This window comes from Blastocatellia bacterium (assembly GCA_025054955.1).
GTDB lineage: Bacteria > Acidobacteriota > Blastocatellia > HR10 > J050 > JANWZE01.
Genome location: JANWZE010000085.1, coordinates 1 through 16,698 on the forward strand (window position 1 = coordinate 1; position 16,698 = coordinate 16,698).

The window sequence follows — 16,698 nt, forward strand, 5'->3', positions numbered from 1 at the left end:
GCGAAGATTCGCTCGACAACAACGGTGCCCGTCAGCAGGAAGGCAAGCGCCGGGCCGCTAAACGAGACGACCGGCAGTATCCCGATGCGCAGGGCATGTCGCCACAGCACAGCCGAGTTGCGCACACCTTTAGCGCGGGCGACGCGGATGTGCTCTTGTGCGAGGGCGTCCAGCACGCCGCTGCGCGTCAGCCGGGCGATATAGGCCACATAGGGGGCAGCCAGCGTGATCGCTGGCAAAATCTGATGACGCGCGTCTCCCCAGCCAGCCGGCGGTAGCCACAGAAGCGTCACGCTGAACAGCAAAATGAGCAGCGGACCGATCACGAAGGTTGGCAGACTCATGCCCAGAAGGGCTATGCTTCTCAACCCCACGTCCCAGAGCGAACGGTGGTGAGCAGCGGCCAGCACGCCCAGTGGAATACCAACCAACAGAGCCAAGGCATAAGCTGAGAGACCAAGTTGCGCCGAAATAGGCCAACTTCGCGCAATCAGCTCGTCAACGGTGACCGTCGGGATTTTGTACGAGGGCCCCAGGTCAAACTGCGCCAATCGGCGCAGGTAATTCGTGTACTGAATATGCCAGGGCTGGTCCAGTCCGTAATACCGCTCAAGCGAAGCGCGCACTTCCGCCGGCACCGCTCGCTCGCGGGCCAGCGGGCTGCCCGGCGCAAACCGGATGAGGAAGAAGCTGACCGTAATGATAATCATCAACAACGGCGGGATGATCGCCGCGCGCTTGAGCATGAACGCAAGCATATCGCCGGACAAGTGCTCACTTGGCTATCCGCACAAATTTCAGCGGATGCTTGTCCAATAGATTCGTGTGCCAACCTTGAACGTAAGGCTTGCTGAGGAAAAACGTCACGCCTTCGTAAATTGGAATGAAAGGCAGCTCCTCGAGCAGCAGACGCTCCGCTTGAGCCAGCAGGTAGAAGCGCTGATTGGGCACACTGGTCGCATTGGCTTGTTCGATCAGTTGATCATAGTTGGGATTGCTCCAGCCCGTTTGATTGTTGCTATTGTTTGTGAGCATGAGTTCCAAAAAGTTATACGGGTCATTGTAATCGGCGATCCAGTGTCGCATAGCCAGATCGAAATCGCGTTGCTGACGCGCTTGTCGGAAGACTTGCCATTCCATGCTGGCCAACTCGATCTGGATGTGCGGAAACGCCGCGCGCCACTGGGCCTGGGCAGCCTCGGCAAGTTGACGATGAACGTCCAGCGAACTGAAGATCAACCGGAGCCGTAGCCCGCGCCCTTCTGGGTAGCCAGCTTTGCTCATCAGCTCTTTCGCTGCCGGCAGGTCGAATGAAGGTCCCGGCGGACGTGGATATTGTCCGCCGAAATCGCCCGGCGTCAAACCACTGGCTGGTTGTTGACCGGCCTGTAACACGCGATGGCATATCTGTGGGCGATTCAAACTGAGGTTGAGCGCCTGCCGAACCTCCAGACGGCTCAGCGGTGGCTTGGTCACATTTAGCAGGTAATGATAGAGCGAGAGGAATGGGCCGCTGACATAGTCGTCCTGTTGACGGAGTAAAGGAATTTGCTGAACCGGCAGTAGGCCGCTCACCATGGTGTCAATCTCTCCGACGCGATAAAGATTCAGTAGCGCGGTGGTATCTTCGCTCAGGTAGAATGTGGCCTGCTCAAGCTTGACGTAGTCAGCGTCCCAGTATGTCGGATTCTTTTTCAGCGTGAGCGTCTCATTGGGTTTCCATTCTGCCAGCAGGAATGGGCCGTTCACCACGAGATGTTCGGGTTTGGTCCATTGGTCGCCCCATCGTTCAACGGTCGGACGATGAACCAGACGAAACGCCCAGTGTGATGTCAACTGCAAGAAGTAGGCTGTCGGTCGTTCCATCGTGACCCGCAACGTGTGTTCATCCAGGGCTTCGACGCCGAGGCTCGCACTGCTGAGGCGTCCCTGATGGACAGCCCGGGCGTGACGGATCGGATAGAGCATCGAAGCATATTCGGAGGCAGTAGCCGGGTCCAGGATGCGTCGCCATGCATAGACGAAATCATGCGCCGTCACCGGATCGCCGTTGCTCCATCGGGCGTCACGTCGCAGATAAAAGGTGAAGGTGGTCGCGTCGTCGCTCATCTGCCATCGTTCGGCCAGTTCAGGCACGGGGGCCACCGAGCGAGGATCATACTCAGTCAATCCAACAAACAAGTTAGCCACAATCGCTTCATCGGCTGTGCTGGTAGCCCGATGCGGATCGAGCGTGCTCGGATTGGCTCCCAGCGCGATGCGCAGATGTTGACCGGCCACTGGCGCATCCGGGCGATTGCACGCGGATAACCCAAGAAGTAGCCCAACGATCAGCGCCAGACAACGGATCGGTAGCCATGCTCGTGCTGACATGGGTTAGGCTCCTTGCTGAGTTGAGGCTTTGGCTCGGAGCGCCTGGTACACCTGCTCAACCTGCCGGCGGGTGTTTTCAAATGAGCCTGATGTATCAATGACGAAGTCGGCGTGCTTCTTCTTTTCTGCCGCTGGCATTTGCGCGCGGATGCGATTGAGGGCCGCTTCCTCGCTGAGCCGATCGCGGGCGACAAGTCGGTTCAGTTGTTGCTGTGGATCGCAGTCGGTCACAATCAACACATCAAATGTGGTATGAAGGCCGGTTTCGATGATGAGCGCTCCGTCAACGATGACGATGCCGTTTGGGTCGCTCTGTTCATAGGCGCTATACTGTCGCGCAATTTCTTGAATCACGCGTGGGTGAACGATGGCGTTTAGTTGCTCTCGTTTTTGTTCATCCTGAAAGACGAGATTGGCTAGATAAGCGCGATCCAGATGACCTGTTGCGTCCAGTATCTGCGGACCGAATTCGTTAACCAGCTCGTTCAGCGCCGGCTGGCCGGGCGCGACCACTTGCCGCGCGATTTGGTCAGCGTCAATGACGTGACAACCCAACGCTTTGAACAAAGACAAGACGTGACTTTTTCCCGTCGCGATGCCGCCGGTCAGTCCAACTTTCAGCATAATGCATCCTCAATATTCAGAAAAACTATCATAGGCGTTGTGCGCTGGCAACTTCATTGACAAAGCCCCCCTGTTTGGTTAATTTGGTTCGTTTTTATGACCGTGCATTTTTCATATAGGGTTGCTGCCTGATGCTACGGCGCCTGTTCACACTCATGATGGTCAGTATGGTCTGGCTCACTGCCGGTTGTGTGTCAAGGAGTGTGCAGGTGCCGATTCTGCTGCCTCCTGTGTGGGATGCGACGGTTCAGGACCTGGTCGCTTCGCTCAATGAATATCAGCGGCTCCAAACGATGACGGCTCGGCTCGCCGTGCAATTCCAGAATAATCAGCAGGTGGATCAGGGATTGAGCCGGCTGTATCGCGCTGCTGAAGGACGGCTCGTGTTGGCGCGGCCTGGCAAGATTCGCTTGCTCATTCAAGCGCCTGTGGTCAAAACTAACATTGCCGAAGTGGCGTCCGATGGTCACCGCTTTAGCGTCATCATTCATCCGGACAAGTACCGCATGTTTATCAGGGGAACGAATGGTCGCCAGTATGATCATTTGTCGCTCAGCCCACAAGCCAAAGAACGGCGACAACAGGCCGGTGGATTTGCCCGTCTGCGGCCTGAGCATTTCACCGAGGCGTTGCTCTTTCCAGCGATTGATTTGCATGACCCAACAACCGTGGTGGTCAAAGAAGAAGTCCAACGTGAGGAGCCTGATCTACGCCCGAATGCGCCGCGCGGCCAGCGTGTCATCAAAACCTATTGGGTGCTCGATGTGATTCAACAAGAAGCCGGTTCGTTTTATCGGTTGCGGCATAAGTATTGGTTTGATCGAACCGGTGAACAACGATTGGTGCGTCAGCAGGCATTTGCCCCAACCGGCGAGTTAGTGGCTGACATCAGCTTCAGCGATCCGATTCGTCCCGAGGCCAGCGCTTTACTCATCCCGACTTCGATTCATATTCATCGCCCGCGCGATCAGTATTCAGCTTGGTTGCGCCTGGACGCGCCGACCGTGCAACTGAACGTAGAGGTCCCGGAGCGGGCTTTCACATTAGAGAAACCGACCGAGTGGGGTGATGATGTGGAGACGATTGACCTGGACAGCTATGCCAATCTGTAGACCCGTCTGGCCGGCGTCACGCCTGATATTCATCGGTTGCTCTGTTGGGTGTATCTGCGATTTCACGCCAGACGCTTCAGCCGGGGCTACTGACCGCCGAATCACCAGCCGGAGAAGAACGTGCAGAGCTTAGTTCTGGCCAATCTGACGCAACGTCCGACACGAACCATCGCCAGCATACTGGGTGTGGCGGTGGGATTCGTCTTGATCGTCATGACAGTCGGGCTGGCGCGTGGCATTTTGTATGATGCCGGGCAGCGCGAGCGCAATGTGGGCGCCGAAATTCTGTTTCAGTCGCCAGGTGGATTTGGTGGCATGGCCACTTCCCCCATGACGTTGCCTGTTGCCTATTGCCGATTGCTCAATCAGGTCGAAGGGGTGCAGACGGTCACGCCGGTCGGACGATTCTTGCGCAGCGGCGCCGGCGGCATTGGGTTTGAAGTCGTTGAGGGCATTGTCACCGAGCCGACAGCAGACTATGCCAGTTATGCTCAGATCAGCGGCATTCGCATTGTTCAAGGCGATGAGCTGCGGCGCGACGACGAGATTCTGATTGATCGTCAGCATGCAACGACGCGCCAATTAGCGCCCGGCTCCATCGTGCGGCTGTTTGACCGCGAGTTTCGCGTCGCCGGCATCTACGAACCGCCCAGCGGCGCTCGTCTGAAGATTCGATTGAACGTGATGCAACAGTTGCTGGGCACGCCCGATAAATGTTCGACCATCCTGGTCAAGTGCGCTAATCCTGACGATCAGGATGCCGTCGCGCTGGGCATCAACGAGCGCATTCCCGGCAATCGCGTCGTTCTGGCTCGTGATATTCCCAACTATTATGAAAACAGCTTTCCCGGCCTGCCCGTGTTTTTGCGTGTGGTAATGGGGTTGGCGATGGTGATCAGCGCGTTGGTGATTTTACTCGCCATGTATACAGCGGTGATGGAACGAACGCGCGACATCGGCGTGCTCAAGTCGTTAGGCGCCTCCAAAGGATTTATCTTGCGGGTGATCGAGCAGGAAGCGTTGTTGATCAGCGGATTGGGCGCTGTGGTCGGGTTTCTGCTGGCGCTCTTGACCCGTTTTGGAATCACCACCTACACTACACTTCTGATCAAATTTGAACTGAACTGGTTGTTGATGGCGCTGCTCATCGCGCTGCTGGGAGGCGCGCTCGGTGCGCTGTATCCGGCTGTGCGTGCAGCCCGTCAAGACCCTGTCAAAGCTCTTTCGTATGAGTAAACGCGAGGACCAATGAGCCACGACCAAGGCCAGCGAAAAGCGATCTTGAAGACCATCGGCTTGGAAATGCACTATCCGATGGGAAGCGTCTCGGTGCACGCGCTTCGCGGTGTAGACCTGGAAGTCTTCGACGGTGAATTCGTCGCCGTCATGGGGCCATCCGGCTGTGGCAAATCAACATTGCTCCACATTATCGGTGGAATGCTCACGCCAACGCGAGGGCAGGTCTTTGTGGACGGCCATGAACTCTCGGCCATGAGCGATGCCGAGCGCACTGAATTGCGCCGTCAGAAAATCGGATTCGTCTTTCAGCGGTTCAATCTCTTCCCCACATTGACTGTGGAAGGGAATCTGCGGCTGGCTGAGCGAATCTACGGCTACAACGGTCGTGATCGCGCTGAGCATGCCGCGCGACGCGCCGAGATTCTCAAACTGCTTGGATTGGACACGAAGATCAATCATAAACCCACGCAACTGAGCGGCGGCGAACAGCAACGCGTCGCTTTGGCTCGCGCCGTGATCAATCGGCCAGCCATCTTACTGGCTGATGAGCCGACGGGCAACCTCGACTCGGACAATTCCCAGATCGTCTTACGACTGCTGAAGGACCTAAACCGTCAATTCCACCAAACCATCATGATGATCACGCACAATCCAGAAGCAGCAGCCATCGCCGACCGCACGCTGCACATGCGAGACGGCAAAATTGTGGGTTGAGCCTATGTCCTACTTGTTCTCCGTGCTCAAAAACATCCTGTTATGGTCGTATCAGCGCGGCTCCTGGCAATATGAACTTCTGTGCATTCTGATCCTGGCTTTTATCTTCCTCACGCCCAGTTCATGCTTCACGCCGCCGCCGGAACCGCTTCGCCATTGGTTGGAGCCGCCGGCGACGCAATCGAACTCGCCGACCGCTCCCGCTTCAGCGCTCACTCAAGACTGACTCCTCAGAAAAAGTGGCACAGGCGTTCCCGCCTGTGCGCCACCTTCATCCTTCGTGGCGAGCGCGCAGCTCATGGGCGATTCCTGTGAAAATCATTTCCTCACGGAGCCACTAAGAACACAAAGACCGGCCAACTGAGAGCCTCTCCGTGCCCTCCGTGTCTGCGTGTGAGTCCTCTTTATTGTGTGCGACGAGCGCGGAGCTCATGGGCGATTCCCTTGAGAATGCGGCACAGGCTTCCGCCCGTGCTCTATTCTCCTCATTTCTCCTGCGTCGTCACTGGCGACTTGAACACCTCTAGCACGCGAGCGGTTAACCGATGACTTGGTCTTTGAAGTGGCTGCTGATTGAGCTGCTGCGCGAGCGGCTGGCTTGGATGATTTCGCCTTTGAACTGGCTGCTGAATGAGCTGCTGCGCGAGCCTTCGGCTTCGGTGTAGCTCGTTTACGAGCTCGCTTGACCAATATTAGTTTGCCTACATCCTCCACTATCGCCCGCAACAGTTCACCGACGCTCCATGCTTGTGCAATGCAGCCGCGCGGCGTGTGTGGGGCATTGCCATCGAAGATTTCCGAAATCTGCCCAACGCCCGCTTCGTACAGGTGCCAGCGAAAACCGTTGAAAAACCGAGCGCCCCATTGGCGGCTTCTCTTGGTCCTACGGTGAGCTTTGACGTAAGCGGTGACGAACGGTCCCATCAACCAGGCCCAAACGGTTCCTCGATGATAAGCCAGATCGCGGTGGTGAGACTCGCCTTCGTAGCGTCCGCGATATGCAGGATCGCTAATGGCCAGGCTCCGCAGGCCATAAGGAGTCAAGAGTTCACGTTCGACCACTTTGACAACTGCTTTGCTCTTTTCACGCGAGAGCATCGAGTACGGCAGGCTCACCGCCAGGAGTTGGTTGGGTCGGATGCTCGCGTCGCGACGCTCGCCGTCAACAACATCATACAAACATCCCGCTTCAGCATTCCAGAAAAGCTGATTAAAACTTTTCTTGGCGCGGTTGGCCATCGCTTCGTATTTGATCGCCGCTTCAATGTCGCCAAATTCGTGCGCCAAATGCTCCATCATACGGAGCGCGTTGTACCAGAGCGCTTGGATTTCAACGGGCTTTCCGTGGCGGGGCGTCACCACAAAATCGCCGACTTTGGCATCCATCCAAGTCAGTTGCACTGTTGGATCATTGAGTGACAGTAGCCCGTCTGCATCAACGCGAATCTGATAGCGTGTGCCGCGCTCGTGCCAAGCGATGATCTCGGTGAGCACGGGATAAAGCGTGGTCTTCACAAATTCGCGATCATTCGTGTACTTGAGCCAAGCATGAACAGCTTGAAAAAACCACAGAGCGGCATCTACCGAGTTGTATTCAGGCGCTCCACCACTGTCGGGGAACCGGTTTGGCAACATGCCGTGGTCAACATACCGAGCAAATTCAAGCAATATGTTTTTGGCGATGTCTGCCCGACCTGTCACCAGCGTCAGTCCGGGCAGCGCGATCATCGTATCGCGGCCCCAATCGGTAAACCAGTGGTAGCCGGCAATCACCGTATGACCATCACCTCGCGCTACAATGAATTGATCGGCGGCTGCCACCAGTGTACGAACCAGCTCATCATCAAAAGGCGCCGCTGCGACCAATGCCCGGCGCCGATCAATCTCGGCCTGACGATACGCCTCAGCCTGATTGGCGGCCACACGTTCAGTTGAGACAATAATGGCCGCCTCCGCCCGATGCGTCATATCAAAGCTGAGAACGAACGGGTTATACAAATCTTCATCGTCCTGGAAGCCGCGTTCTCTATCAACGCGATATTGGAACGCCCGATACCAGTAGCCGGTCGCTTCAATCGTCTCAGCGTCGTGTGCGATGTAGAGAGTGGGCAGGCCGGCATAGGGCGTCATGATGGCCAACCCCGGCTCCGTCTGAACATAAGGATTCAATGCGGAATTTTGACGAATCGTGCTGTGATAATCGCGGCACGCCAGCAGTGGACGGACTTCTAAGAAGACAGGCGGCATTCTTGATGAGTCAGCCTCCGTCAGGCGCTCAGTTCGACGAAGCCGGTATTGCACAACAGTGGTATTGTGCCCGTGCACCATGAAGACTGATTTTTCCAGCTCGATCCCATCAACGACGTAGGTGAATACGGGGAACGGATCAAGGCGAAACTGCTTCAGGTAGTGGTAGCCCTCCGGGTAGATTACGCCGGGATGATATTGATTGGTGGAAAGCTCGAATCGCCATCCATTGATGATCAGCGTATCTTCCAGCTTTGAAACCAGCACCATGCGTCCGACAGGTGGTTGAGTCGCGGCTATCAGCATGCCGTGGTATCGCCGGGTATGAAGGTTGATGATGGTTGATGAGGCGAATCCACCCAGTCCGTTGGTCTCTAGCCATTCGCGGGTAGACGACGCTCTCAGATCGGTGCAAATCTCTTCATCAAGATGGATCATGATTTCCCTCCGCCGGTAGCATAGCCACTTGACTTGGCCGATTTCAAGCGTACCGGTGAGCCGACTCATGGCTGCTACACAGGACATGACTTGGGGATAATACCGATTGCTGAGGGAAAGACCGCGTTTGTGGGGCCAACAGCATGGCCAGGCCTGAACTGACTGAGCGGCAGTGTGTGATCTTCACTCGGCCTTTACTTCGGCGCCCCCACAAATAATCACTCGCAACGACATAACTCATGTAGCAATCTGCGATCTTCACTCAGCATTTACTTGGGCGGCAGCAGCCGCGAACCGGCGGGTAGTTAGACGTACAACGTCTGGGCGAGTGTCATCCCAATCCTTCGCGCCTTCAACAGGCGCCACTTCGTTCTCTCACCGGCTCGTTTACGCTGTTCAATCGCTGGCCACGGAGGCGCACATCTGGGCGCGTCTGCAACGCGCCACGATTGTTTGACCTGCTTTCCCAGACGTTGCACGTCTGGCTACCTGCTGTTTGCGCCTCCGGCGCACGCTGAGCTTGGACGTTTTCCGTTCCAGATGTTGCACGCTTGTTGTTGTAGGGATCGAATTGCCTTGACTGAGCTTGGACGTTTTCCGTTCCAGACGTTGCACGTCTGGCTACCTTCGCATGCGCCGCTGGCGCGGCTTAACAGAAACGAGCGTAGCATGAGAACTTCATAGGCCATCAGAACATCGGAGACGGCTGCTTGAGACGTTCTGCTGCTCTTCTTGCTTCACCAAACTTCCCATCAAGCATGGCCTTTCTCCAAGCTATTGGTATTATGACCCTGGGTCCTGGCTGCTGACTTCTGGCTCCTGACTTCTGACTTCTGGCTCCTGACTTCACTTCCAATTGAGGCCACATCCCGTATAATGCGCATTTCTGACTTCTGACTTCCCGTTTTTTCTGTTACCAATTTCAATGCCGACTATGTGGGCACTGCCAATCCATGTGCAAACCGCTAAGGTGGTTTAACGCTGACGCTGTTTGACCAAAAACGCGCCCAGCCAGCGCAGTGTGGCCTAAGACAATCCTCGATGCGCGCCTTACTGACCGGCGCAGCTCAGTGAGTCACTTGCGAATGCCGAACGCAAATGTGGCGAAAGCAGCCTGGCAGCCGCTTGATCTATGAGCCATAGCAAATGACCCTGCTGAGGCGCAATCAATTGAGAGGGCCAACGCTCCGGTTGATATTCCCCTTCCAGCACACGACGAAGCGTTTCGGCTTTTTCCTGGCCGCTGACCATAAAAATCACGCGCGCTGCATGATTGAAGACCGGTGGCGTGAGCGTGATGCGATACGTTTGTAGCATTTGAACCCAGACGGCCACAGCCAACCGCGCCTGCTCATGAAGCGCCGTCGTGCCGGGAAAGAGCGAGGCTGTATGCCCGTCAGCGCCCATGCCGAGTAACGCCAGGTCGAAGCGCGGCCATTGTCCGGCCTCAAGCTTGAAGAAGTCGCGCAGCTCCAGTTCATACTCTTGAGCAGCTTGGCTGGCATCCGCTCGTTCGCTACGAATGCGGTGGATATGTTCCGGTGGGACGGGCACACGCGATAGGAGCGTTTCAGCGGCCATGCGGTAGTTGCTCTCCGCATGATCAGGCGGAACGTGGCGTTCGTCGCTCCAAAAGAAATGAATGTGGCTCCAGGGCACACGCGCGCGAAACTTTTCGGATGCATCAGCCAGCAACGCGAACATCGCTTTCGGCGTTGAACCGCCGGCCAGCGCAACGCTGAACGACCCTTTCGCGGCCACCGTTTGTTCGGCCAGCGTGGCAAATGCCGCTGCGGCTACGCGAGCGAGTTGCGTTGCATTCTGGACAATGCGGATTTCACGGTTGATTGAGGTCATGTCCGGTCATCATGATGGTATGAACGAGAAGCGCGACGGGCAGGCAGACGCAGCCAGGCAGTTCCATCACGCCAGCTCGTCATCAGGTTTTTGAATTAGCATCGCTGCGCGTCGAGCGGCGCCCAGCAACGCCGTCCGATCGTTGAGAATGACGCGAACGGGAATCATTTGCATCAACGGCGTGAGCCGTCCTTTCGCCGTGAAGGCGTTGAGGAACGTTCCGTCTTGCAGTTTCCCGATGATCTTCGGGGCGATGCCGCCACCAACGTAGACGCCGCCAGTGGCCAAGAACTTCAGAGCCAGGTTGCCGGCTTCCGCGCCGTAAATCGAGACGAAAAGATCGAGCGCCTGTGCGCACAACGGGCAACGGCCTTCCATCGCGGCTTGCGAGATAGCGGCGGCATTGCCGCTGTTAACCGGTTCGATCAACCAGGCGGGTTCATCGCCTCGTCCCGTGTCACGTAGGAATTTGTAAATGTTGATCAAGCCCGGTCCTGATAGCACTCGTTCGTAGCTGACGTGGTCAAATCGTTCCATCAGGTAGAGCACTAACTCAACTTCCAGTTGATTGCGCGGCGCAAAATCCACATGACCGCCTTCAGAGGGCAGTGGCCGGTAGTCAGCGCCGTCCCAGTAGAGGCCGGCTTCGCCAAGGCCGGTGCCGGCAGCGATCAACGCGGCATGGCCGCCGGCTTCGGCCTCTCCTTGCTGTAACGTCCGCAGGTCATCAGGCGCAAGCAGCGCCAGGCCATAGGCATTTGCTTCCAGGTCATTGATCAACTCGACCTTTTCCACGCCGATCTGTAGACTCAGTTGGATGGCCTCGACCGTCCAGTTGAGGTTGGATAATTCACTACGTCCCTGTCGAACCGGCCCGGCGATGCCGAAACACGCTGCGTCAATCCGATGTCGTTTATCTCGTAGGAATTCGCTTATGATGGCGCTGAGCGTTTCGTACTGGCTACTCTGATAGATTTCCACCGCCGTCAATCTGGGACGACCCTGCGTCAATTCGCACAACGCGAGTCTGGTATGAGTGCCGCCAATGTCACCGGCTAGGATCATCGTTCGTGACCTCCTCTGAAGAATAGCCCACCAAACACACCAACGAAGCGAACGGAAAAATCCGAAATCCGAAGCACCAAATCCGAAAAAAGTTCAAACCCCAAAATCTCAATGTTCCAACACTCCTCAGAAAAAGTGGCACAGGCATTCCTGCCTGTGGCGTTTTTCATCGTTTCTGGGCGTCGTCCGGACGACATGAACAACTCCTCTGAAAAAAGTGGCACAGGCATTCCTGCCTGTGGCGTTTTCCATCGTTTCTGGGCGTCGTCCACACAACATGAACAACTCCTTTGAAAATAGCCACAGATTTCATAGATTCACACCGATGGTTCTCTCGGTGACAATCGGTGCAATCTGTGGCCGACTGCTCTTTCGAAAATAACCATTTTCATGCTTCGTGGCGTGCCATCGCATAGGGATGATTCCTTTGGGAGTGCCAACGGGCGCATCAGCACTACAGGGCCAAAGAGGAAGTTGATGATTTATTCGTTAGAGACTGACTCGCCATGTTCGTCCATCGCGGGCTAACAATTCGTCTGCCTCTTTCGGTCCCCATGTGCCAGCGGTATAGTTGGGGAAGCTACGCGGTGGTAACGCCTTCCATACATCAATGATCGGCGTAATCACCCGCCAGCCGGCTTCAACCATGTCAGCGCGTTGAAAAAGAGTGGCGTCGCCGAGCATGCAATCATAGAGTAATCGCTCGTACCCCGTGCTGGCAGCCGTGCCGAAGCGATCCTGATAGTTGAACTGCATATCCACGTTATCGAGCCGCACCAGTGGTCCTGGCACTTTGGCGCTGAAGCGCAACGAGATCGTTTCCTCTGGGTGGATACGCAGCACCAGCAGATTCGGCGTGAGCTTCTCCACCGGCGTTTGACGGAATAAGACAAAGGGCGCTCGTTTGAATTGAATCGTGATCTCAGTGACGCGTTTGGCCAATCGCTTACCGGTTCGCAGATAGAACGGCACGCCGGCCCAGCGCCAATTATCCACATGCAGTTTCAAGGCGACGAACGTTTCTGTTGTTGATTGCGGCGCGATGTCCGGTTCAGCGCGATACGCTGGCACCTGCTCTCCTGCAACGATGCCACTGCCATATTGGCCGCGCACTGTGTTGGTCAGCACGTCTTCTGGTGAGAGCGGCTGGATCGCCTGTAGAATCTTGACCTGTTCATCGCGCACCGCGTCGGCTTCAAACGAGATGGGCGGCTCCATCGCCGTGAGCGTGACCAATTGAAACAGGTGGTTGGGCACCATGTCACGTAGCGCGCCGGCCGTGTCGTAATAGCCGCCACGATTGCCGACGCCCAAATCTTCGGCGGCTGTGATCTGAACATGGTCTACATAGCGGCGGTTCCAAACCGGCTCAAACAATCCATTGGCAAAACGAAAGACCATGATGTTTTGCACTGTCTCTTTGCCCAGATAATGATCAATGCGGTAAATCTGGCGTTCCTGGAGCACCCGGCCAATCGCTTGATTGAGAGCGCGGGCTGACTCCAGGTCGTATCCGAACGGTTTTTCGATGATCACGCGACGCCACCAACCCGTTTCTTCGTGAGTCAAGCCGGCAGCGCCCAATTGTTCAATAACAGTGGAGAAGAATTCAGGAGCCGTCGCCAGATAGTAAAGATAGTTGCCGTGCGTGCCATGCGCCTGATCCACCTCGGCCAGCAGGCTCTTGAGCTGTTGATACGTCTCCGGCAGTTGAATGTCGCCGGCCAAGTAGTAGAGGCGTTGCGTGAACCAGTCCCACAGCGTGGCGTCAACCGGACTGGTGGCAAACTGCTGAATCTCGGCGGTCATCTTTGCGCGAAACTGCTCATGACTCATCGCGCGTCGCGCCACGCCGATGATGGCGAATTCGTTGGCCAGCAACTTGTGTTGCGCCAGGTTGTAAAGCGCCGGTAAGAGTTTGCGTCGGGTCAGATCGCCGGAAGCGCCAAAGATGACCATGACGCACGGGTCGGCCGTTTGTGCCTGCTGATACGTGTCACTTGCGTCGGTCATATCATGCTCCTGTGGGGCGCTCCACATGCCCGCCGAACTGATGGCGCATCGCTGACAAGACTTTCTCAGCAAACGTGTGTTCCTGCCGCGAACGGAAGCGTGTGTACAACGATGCCGAGAGCACGTCAGCCGGAACGGCCTGCTCGATGGCGGCCATAATCGTCCAGCGGCCTTCGCCCGAGTCCTGCACATAGCCTGTATAGTTGGAGAGCGCCGGGTCTTCCAACAGGGCGATGGCCGTCAAGTCCAGCAGCCATGAACCGATCACACTGCCGCGTCGCCATAGCTCGACAATATCGGCCAGATTGAACTCATAGCGGATCTCTTCGGGCAATTGATCAGAGGCAGCGTTCTTCAAGATGTCCAGGCCTTCGGCGTAAGCTTGCATCAATCCGTACTCAATGCCGTTGTGGATCATCTTGACGAAGTGACCAGCGCCGTTGGGGCCGCAGTGCAAATAACCTTCTTCTGCCGTGCCGCCAGTGCGTTCTCGTCCGGGCGTTCGTGGAATGTCGCCACGACCTGGGGCGAGCGTTTTGAAGATCGGGTCCAGGTGTTGCACCACCTGCGGATCACCGCCAATCATCAGGCAATAGCCGCGCTCCAATCCCCAGACGCCGCCGCTGGTGCCGACATCAATGTAACGGATGCCTTTTTCCCGTAGGATTTTGGCTCGTCGCACATCGTCCTTAAAATAGGAATTTCCTCCGTCAATGATGATGTCGTCGGCGCTCAACCGCTCGGCCAGCGCCATGACGGTTTGCTCCGTCGGCTCGCCTGCCGGCACCATGATCCACACGGCTCGCGGCCTGTCCAGCGCCTCGACCAGCTCATCGAGCGATGAAGCGCCGGTCGCCCCTTCGCTGCTGAGCTGATTGACGTGTTCAAGATTTCGATCAAATACGACGCACTGATGCCCGCCACGCATCAATCGTCGCACCATGTTAGCTCCCATTCGGCCAAGTCCGACCATTCCAAGTTGCATTGTTCACTCCTCCCAAAGAGCAGGCACAGATTCACTGATCAGCAGATTTTCAATCAGTCAATCGGTGCTTGTCATCGTTTCCGGGTGTTGTTGCCAGCGACATGACTAACTCCTCGCAGAACGCGTGTCGGTTCCGCACGCTGCGTGTGCCTCTAGCGTGTTGCAGCGGCAGTGGCCTCACGCAACATGGCCAGGCCAGCCTCGGTGTCTGCGCTCAAGTGGACGCGCAACAGGCGCCGACCTCGTTGAGCTAAGACCTGAAAGTCGCCGCGCGCTTGCGCCGCCTTCACCACGCCAAATGTGTACGCCTGACCGGGCACAGGCAAGTCAACAGCATCGTCGGCTGTGATCTGCAAAAATACGCCGGTATTGGGTCCCCCTTTGTAGACTTGACCCGTAGAGTGCAAGAACCGCGGGCCGAAGCCCAGGCAGGTGGCCGCGCGTGTGGCGTCGCGCACCAATCGGCGCATCTTCTGAAGTTCGTGCTCGTGTGCCTCATTCATCTCGATATAAGCGAGCAGCGCGAAATAATCGCCCGCGCCGATTCGCCGCAGGTGCGCGCGCAAGTAACCAACCAGTGATTGCTCATGGCCTGCCGCTTGAGCCAGCGCCGCAGCGTTCGCTTCGTCAGCGAAGAGTTTGATCCCGTCTTCTTGTAGAATCGGCGTTTCAGGCGGCAGCGACCCAGCCTGTTCGTAAGCGGCCGTCAGGTTGCGTGTCTCGACTTTGCTGGCTTCCACATCAGGTTGATTGAACGGGTGAATGCCCATGATCGAGCCAGCGACCGCTGTGGCCATTTCCCAGCGGAAAAATTCTTGGCCGATCTCCATCGGCTCAGTCATCGAGAGTCGGACGACAGGCTGGCCGGCTGCTTCGAGCAGATCAATCGCCGCATCCTGTGTGGCGTCGGGCGCTGCTTCCAAACGCACGTAGATGAACAGACGATCGTCTCCGTACACATCGGCCTGACCGATCGGTTCACCGTCCACCGGAATCAGTCCTCGACCCGCTTTGCCTGTGGACTCAGCGAGCAACTGTTCCAGCCACGCGCCAAGGCTTCGGATGGCCGGCGAGGCGATTATCGTCACTTTGTTTCGCCCATGATTGGCCAGCACGCCTAGAATCGCGCCTAACACAACACCGGGATTCTCTGGCGCCGGTCTATCCGGCGAGCAGGCTCTCACCATCATCTCAGCGCGACGCAGCAACTGCTGCGTGTTGATCCCCATGATGGCGGCCGGCGCCATGCCGAAATTGGACAGGGCAGAGAAGCGACCGCCGATACTGGGCACACCGAACAAGATGTGACGAAATCCGTCGGCTTCAGCGACGCGATGAAGCGCCGAGCCAGGATCGGTGATGGCGAGGAATTGCTGGCCGACCCGCTGGGCGCCGACGACTTGTTTGACGCGCTCGAAAAAGTATTGTTTCAAGATATTCGGTTCGAGCGTCGTGCCTGATTTGCTCGATATGATGAACAGCGTGTGAGCAAGGTCCACCTTCCGCTCGAATGTGTTGATCTGCGCTGGATCGGTTGAATCGAGCACAAACAATTCGGGGAAACCGTCAATTGTCCCAAACGTCGTCTTCAACACCTCTGGGCACAAGCTCGATCCGCCCATGCCGAGCAATAGCGCGTGTGAGAATCCAGCCTGCCTGATCTCGTCAGCGATAGCCCTCAGATGCTCATCCTGCTCGAGCTGCTCCTTGACAATCTCCAACCAGCCCAGCCAACTGGCTTCATCAGCGCCTGTCCACAGTGTTGCATCGCGCGACCAGAGACGCTGCACGTTGTTACTGGCGTGCCACTGGGCAAGCGTGGCGTTGATCTGCATCAGCAGCTCATCGTCCGATGTTTTCAATGGAATCATGCCTACCCCTGTTGGCGCCGCATTGGTGACGACGCCAAGCGAGCCTGTAGTATAGCTTACGGGAGACCATCTGTAACAGAGAGACGCTTGAGCCTGAGGCCATTTTCATGAATGCCGCCTGCTGCGGTGGATGATTCAACCAAGTGCTCCGGCCTCATGT

General features: G+C 56.7%; 13 protein-coding genes. 4 read left to right on the forward strand and 9 right to left on the reverse strand.

The window, feature by feature from the left end; translation table 11 throughout:
• The 3 genes from NZ823_10980 to coaE all read right to left on the reverse strand — a co-directional run.
• Positions 1 to 758, reverse strand: a 758-nt coding sequence (locus NZ823_10980; protein MCS6805647.1) for an ABC transporter permease, incomplete at its 3' end; no start/stop codon positions are given.
• Positions 759 to 774: 16 nt separating this feature from the next.
• Positions 775 to 2,373, reverse strand: a complete 1,599-nt coding sequence (locus NZ823_10985) for a peptide ABC transporter substrate-binding protein (protein MCS6805648.1) — start codon at positions 2,371 to 2,373, stop codon at positions 775 to 777.
• A gap of 3 nt (positions 2,374 to 2,376) precedes the next feature.
• Positions 2,377 to 2,997, reverse strand: coding sequence for a dephospho-CoA kinase (coaE, locus tag NZ823_10990; GenBank protein MCS6805649.1), 621 nt, complete (start codon positions 2,995 to 2,997; stop codon positions 2,377 to 2,379).
• 167 nt (positions 2,998 to 3,164) lie between these two features.
• On the opposite strand from coaE, the gene NZ823_10995 reads away from it, so the two are divergent.
• The 4 genes from NZ823_10995 (at position 3,165) to NZ823_11010 (ending at position 6,288) form a co-directional block, all read left to right on the forward strand.
• Positions 3,165 to 4,109 (forward strand): hypothetical protein, encoded by a 945-nt coding sequence (locus NZ823_10995; protein ID MCS6805650.1) that lies wholly within the window; start codon positions 3,165 to 3,167, stop codon positions 4,107 to 4,109.
• A gap of 120 nt (positions 4,110 to 4,229) precedes the next feature.
• Positions 4,230 to 5,345, forward strand: coding sequence for an ABC transporter permease (locus tag NZ823_11000; protein ID MCS6805651.1), 1,116 nt, complete (start codon positions 4,230 to 4,232; stop codon positions 5,343 to 5,345).
• Between the two features lie 12 nt (positions 5,346 to 5,357).
• Positions 5,358 to 6,062: an ABC transporter ATP-binding protein gene (locus NZ823_11005; GenBank protein MCS6805652.1), complete on the forward strand. Its 705-nt coding sequence runs from the start codon at positions 5,358 to 5,360 to the stop codon at positions 6,060 to 6,062.
• A gap of 4 nt (positions 6,063 to 6,066) precedes the next feature.
• Entirely contained in the window at positions 6,067 to 6,288 is a 222-nt protein-coding gene (locus NZ823_11010) for a hypothetical protein (protein ID MCS6805653.1), read from the forward strand.
• 203 nt (positions 6,289 to 6,491) lie between these two features.
• Here NZ823_11010 and NZ823_11015 read toward each other — a convergent pair whose 3' ends face one another.
• The 6 genes from NZ823_11015 to NZ823_11040 form a co-directional block, all read right to left on the reverse strand.
• The gene (locus tag NZ823_11015) at positions 6,492 to 8,747 is read right to left on the reverse strand and encodes an amylo-alpha-1,6-glucosidase (protein ID MCS6805654.1); all 2,256 of its coding nucleotides are present in this window, start codon (positions 8,745 to 8,747) and stop codon (positions 6,492 to 6,494) included.
• Between the two features lie 1,050 nt (positions 8,748 to 9,797).
• Positions 9,798 to 10,604: a 6-phosphogluconolactonase gene (gene pgl / locus NZ823_11020; protein MCS6805655.1), complete on the reverse strand. Its 807-nt coding sequence runs from the start codon at positions 10,602 to 10,604 to the stop codon at positions 9,798 to 9,800.
• Between the two features lie 66 nt (positions 10,605 to 10,670).
• Positions 10,671 to 11,669 carry a glucokinase gene (locus tag NZ823_11025; GenBank protein MCS6805656.1) on the reverse strand — a complete coding sequence of 333 codons (999 nt, stop codon included), beginning with the start codon at positions 11,667 to 11,669 and terminating at the stop codon, positions 10,671 to 10,673.
• Between the two features lie 489 nt (positions 11,670 to 12,158).
• Entirely contained in the window at positions 12,159 to 13,682 is a 1,524-nt protein-coding gene (zwf, locus tag NZ823_11030; protein ID MCS6805657.1) for a glucose-6-phosphate dehydrogenase, read from the reverse strand.
• 1 nt (position 13,683) lies between these two features.
• Entirely contained in the window at positions 13,684 to 14,667 is a 984-nt protein-coding gene (gene gnd, locus NZ823_11035) for a decarboxylating 6-phosphogluconate dehydrogenase (protein MCS6805658.1), read from the reverse strand.
• Positions 14,668 to 14,819: 152 nt separating this feature from the next.
• On the reverse strand, positions 14,820 to 16,538 hold the full coding sequence (locus tag NZ823_11040; GenBank protein MCS6805659.1) for a bifunctional transaldolase/phosoglucose isomerase: 1,719 nt from the start codon (positions 16,536 to 16,538) through the stop codon (positions 14,820 to 14,822).
• Between the last annotated feature and the right edge of the window lie 160 nt (positions 16,539 to 16,698).

What these genes read in the sequence shown, in the direction of transcription:
- NZ823_11005 (MCS6805652.1), top strand. Translation starts at nt 5,358, where the DNA reads ATGAGCCACGACCAAGGCCAGCGAAAAGCGATCTTGAAGACCATCGGC.
- zwf (MCS6805657.1), bottom strand. Translation starts at nt 13,682, where the DNA reads ATGACCGACGCAAGTGACACGTATCAGCAGGCACAAACGGCCGACCCG.
- pgl (MCS6805655.1), bottom strand. Translation starts at nt 10,604, where the DNA reads ATGACCTCAATCAACCGTGAAATCCGCATTGTCCAGAATGCAACGCAA.
- NZ823_11010 (MCS6805653.1), top strand. Translation starts at nt 6,067, where the DNA reads ATGTCCTACTTGTTCTCCGTGCTCAAAAACATCCTGTTATGGTCGTAT.
- NZ823_11015 (MCS6805654.1), bottom strand. Translation starts at nt 8,747, where the DNA reads ATGATCCATCTTGATGAAGAGATTTGCACCGATCTGAGAGCGTCGTCT.
- NZ823_10985 (MCS6805648.1), bottom strand. Translation starts at nt 2,373, where the DNA reads ATGTCAGCACGAGCATGGCTACCGATCCGTTGTCTGGCGCTGATCGTT.
- NZ823_10995 (MCS6805650.1), top strand. Translation starts at nt 3,165, where the DNA reads ATGGTCTGGCTCACTGCCGGTTGTGTGTCAAGGAGTGTGCAGGTGCCG.
- NZ823_11040 (MCS6805659.1), bottom strand. Translation starts at nt 16,538, where the DNA reads ATGATTCCATTGAAAACATCGGACGATGAGCTGCTGATGCAGATCAAC.
- gnd (MCS6805658.1), bottom strand. Translation starts at nt 14,667, where the DNA reads ATGCAACTTGGAATGGTCGGACTTGGCCGAATGGGAGCTAACATGGTG.
- coaE (MCS6805649.1), bottom strand. Translation starts at nt 2,997, where the DNA reads ATGCTGAAAGTTGGACTGACCGGCGGCATCGCGACGGGAAAAAGTCAC.
- NZ823_11025 (MCS6805656.1), bottom strand. Translation starts at nt 11,669, where the DNA reads ATGATCCTAGCCGGTGACATTGGCGGCACTCATACCAGACTCGCGTTG.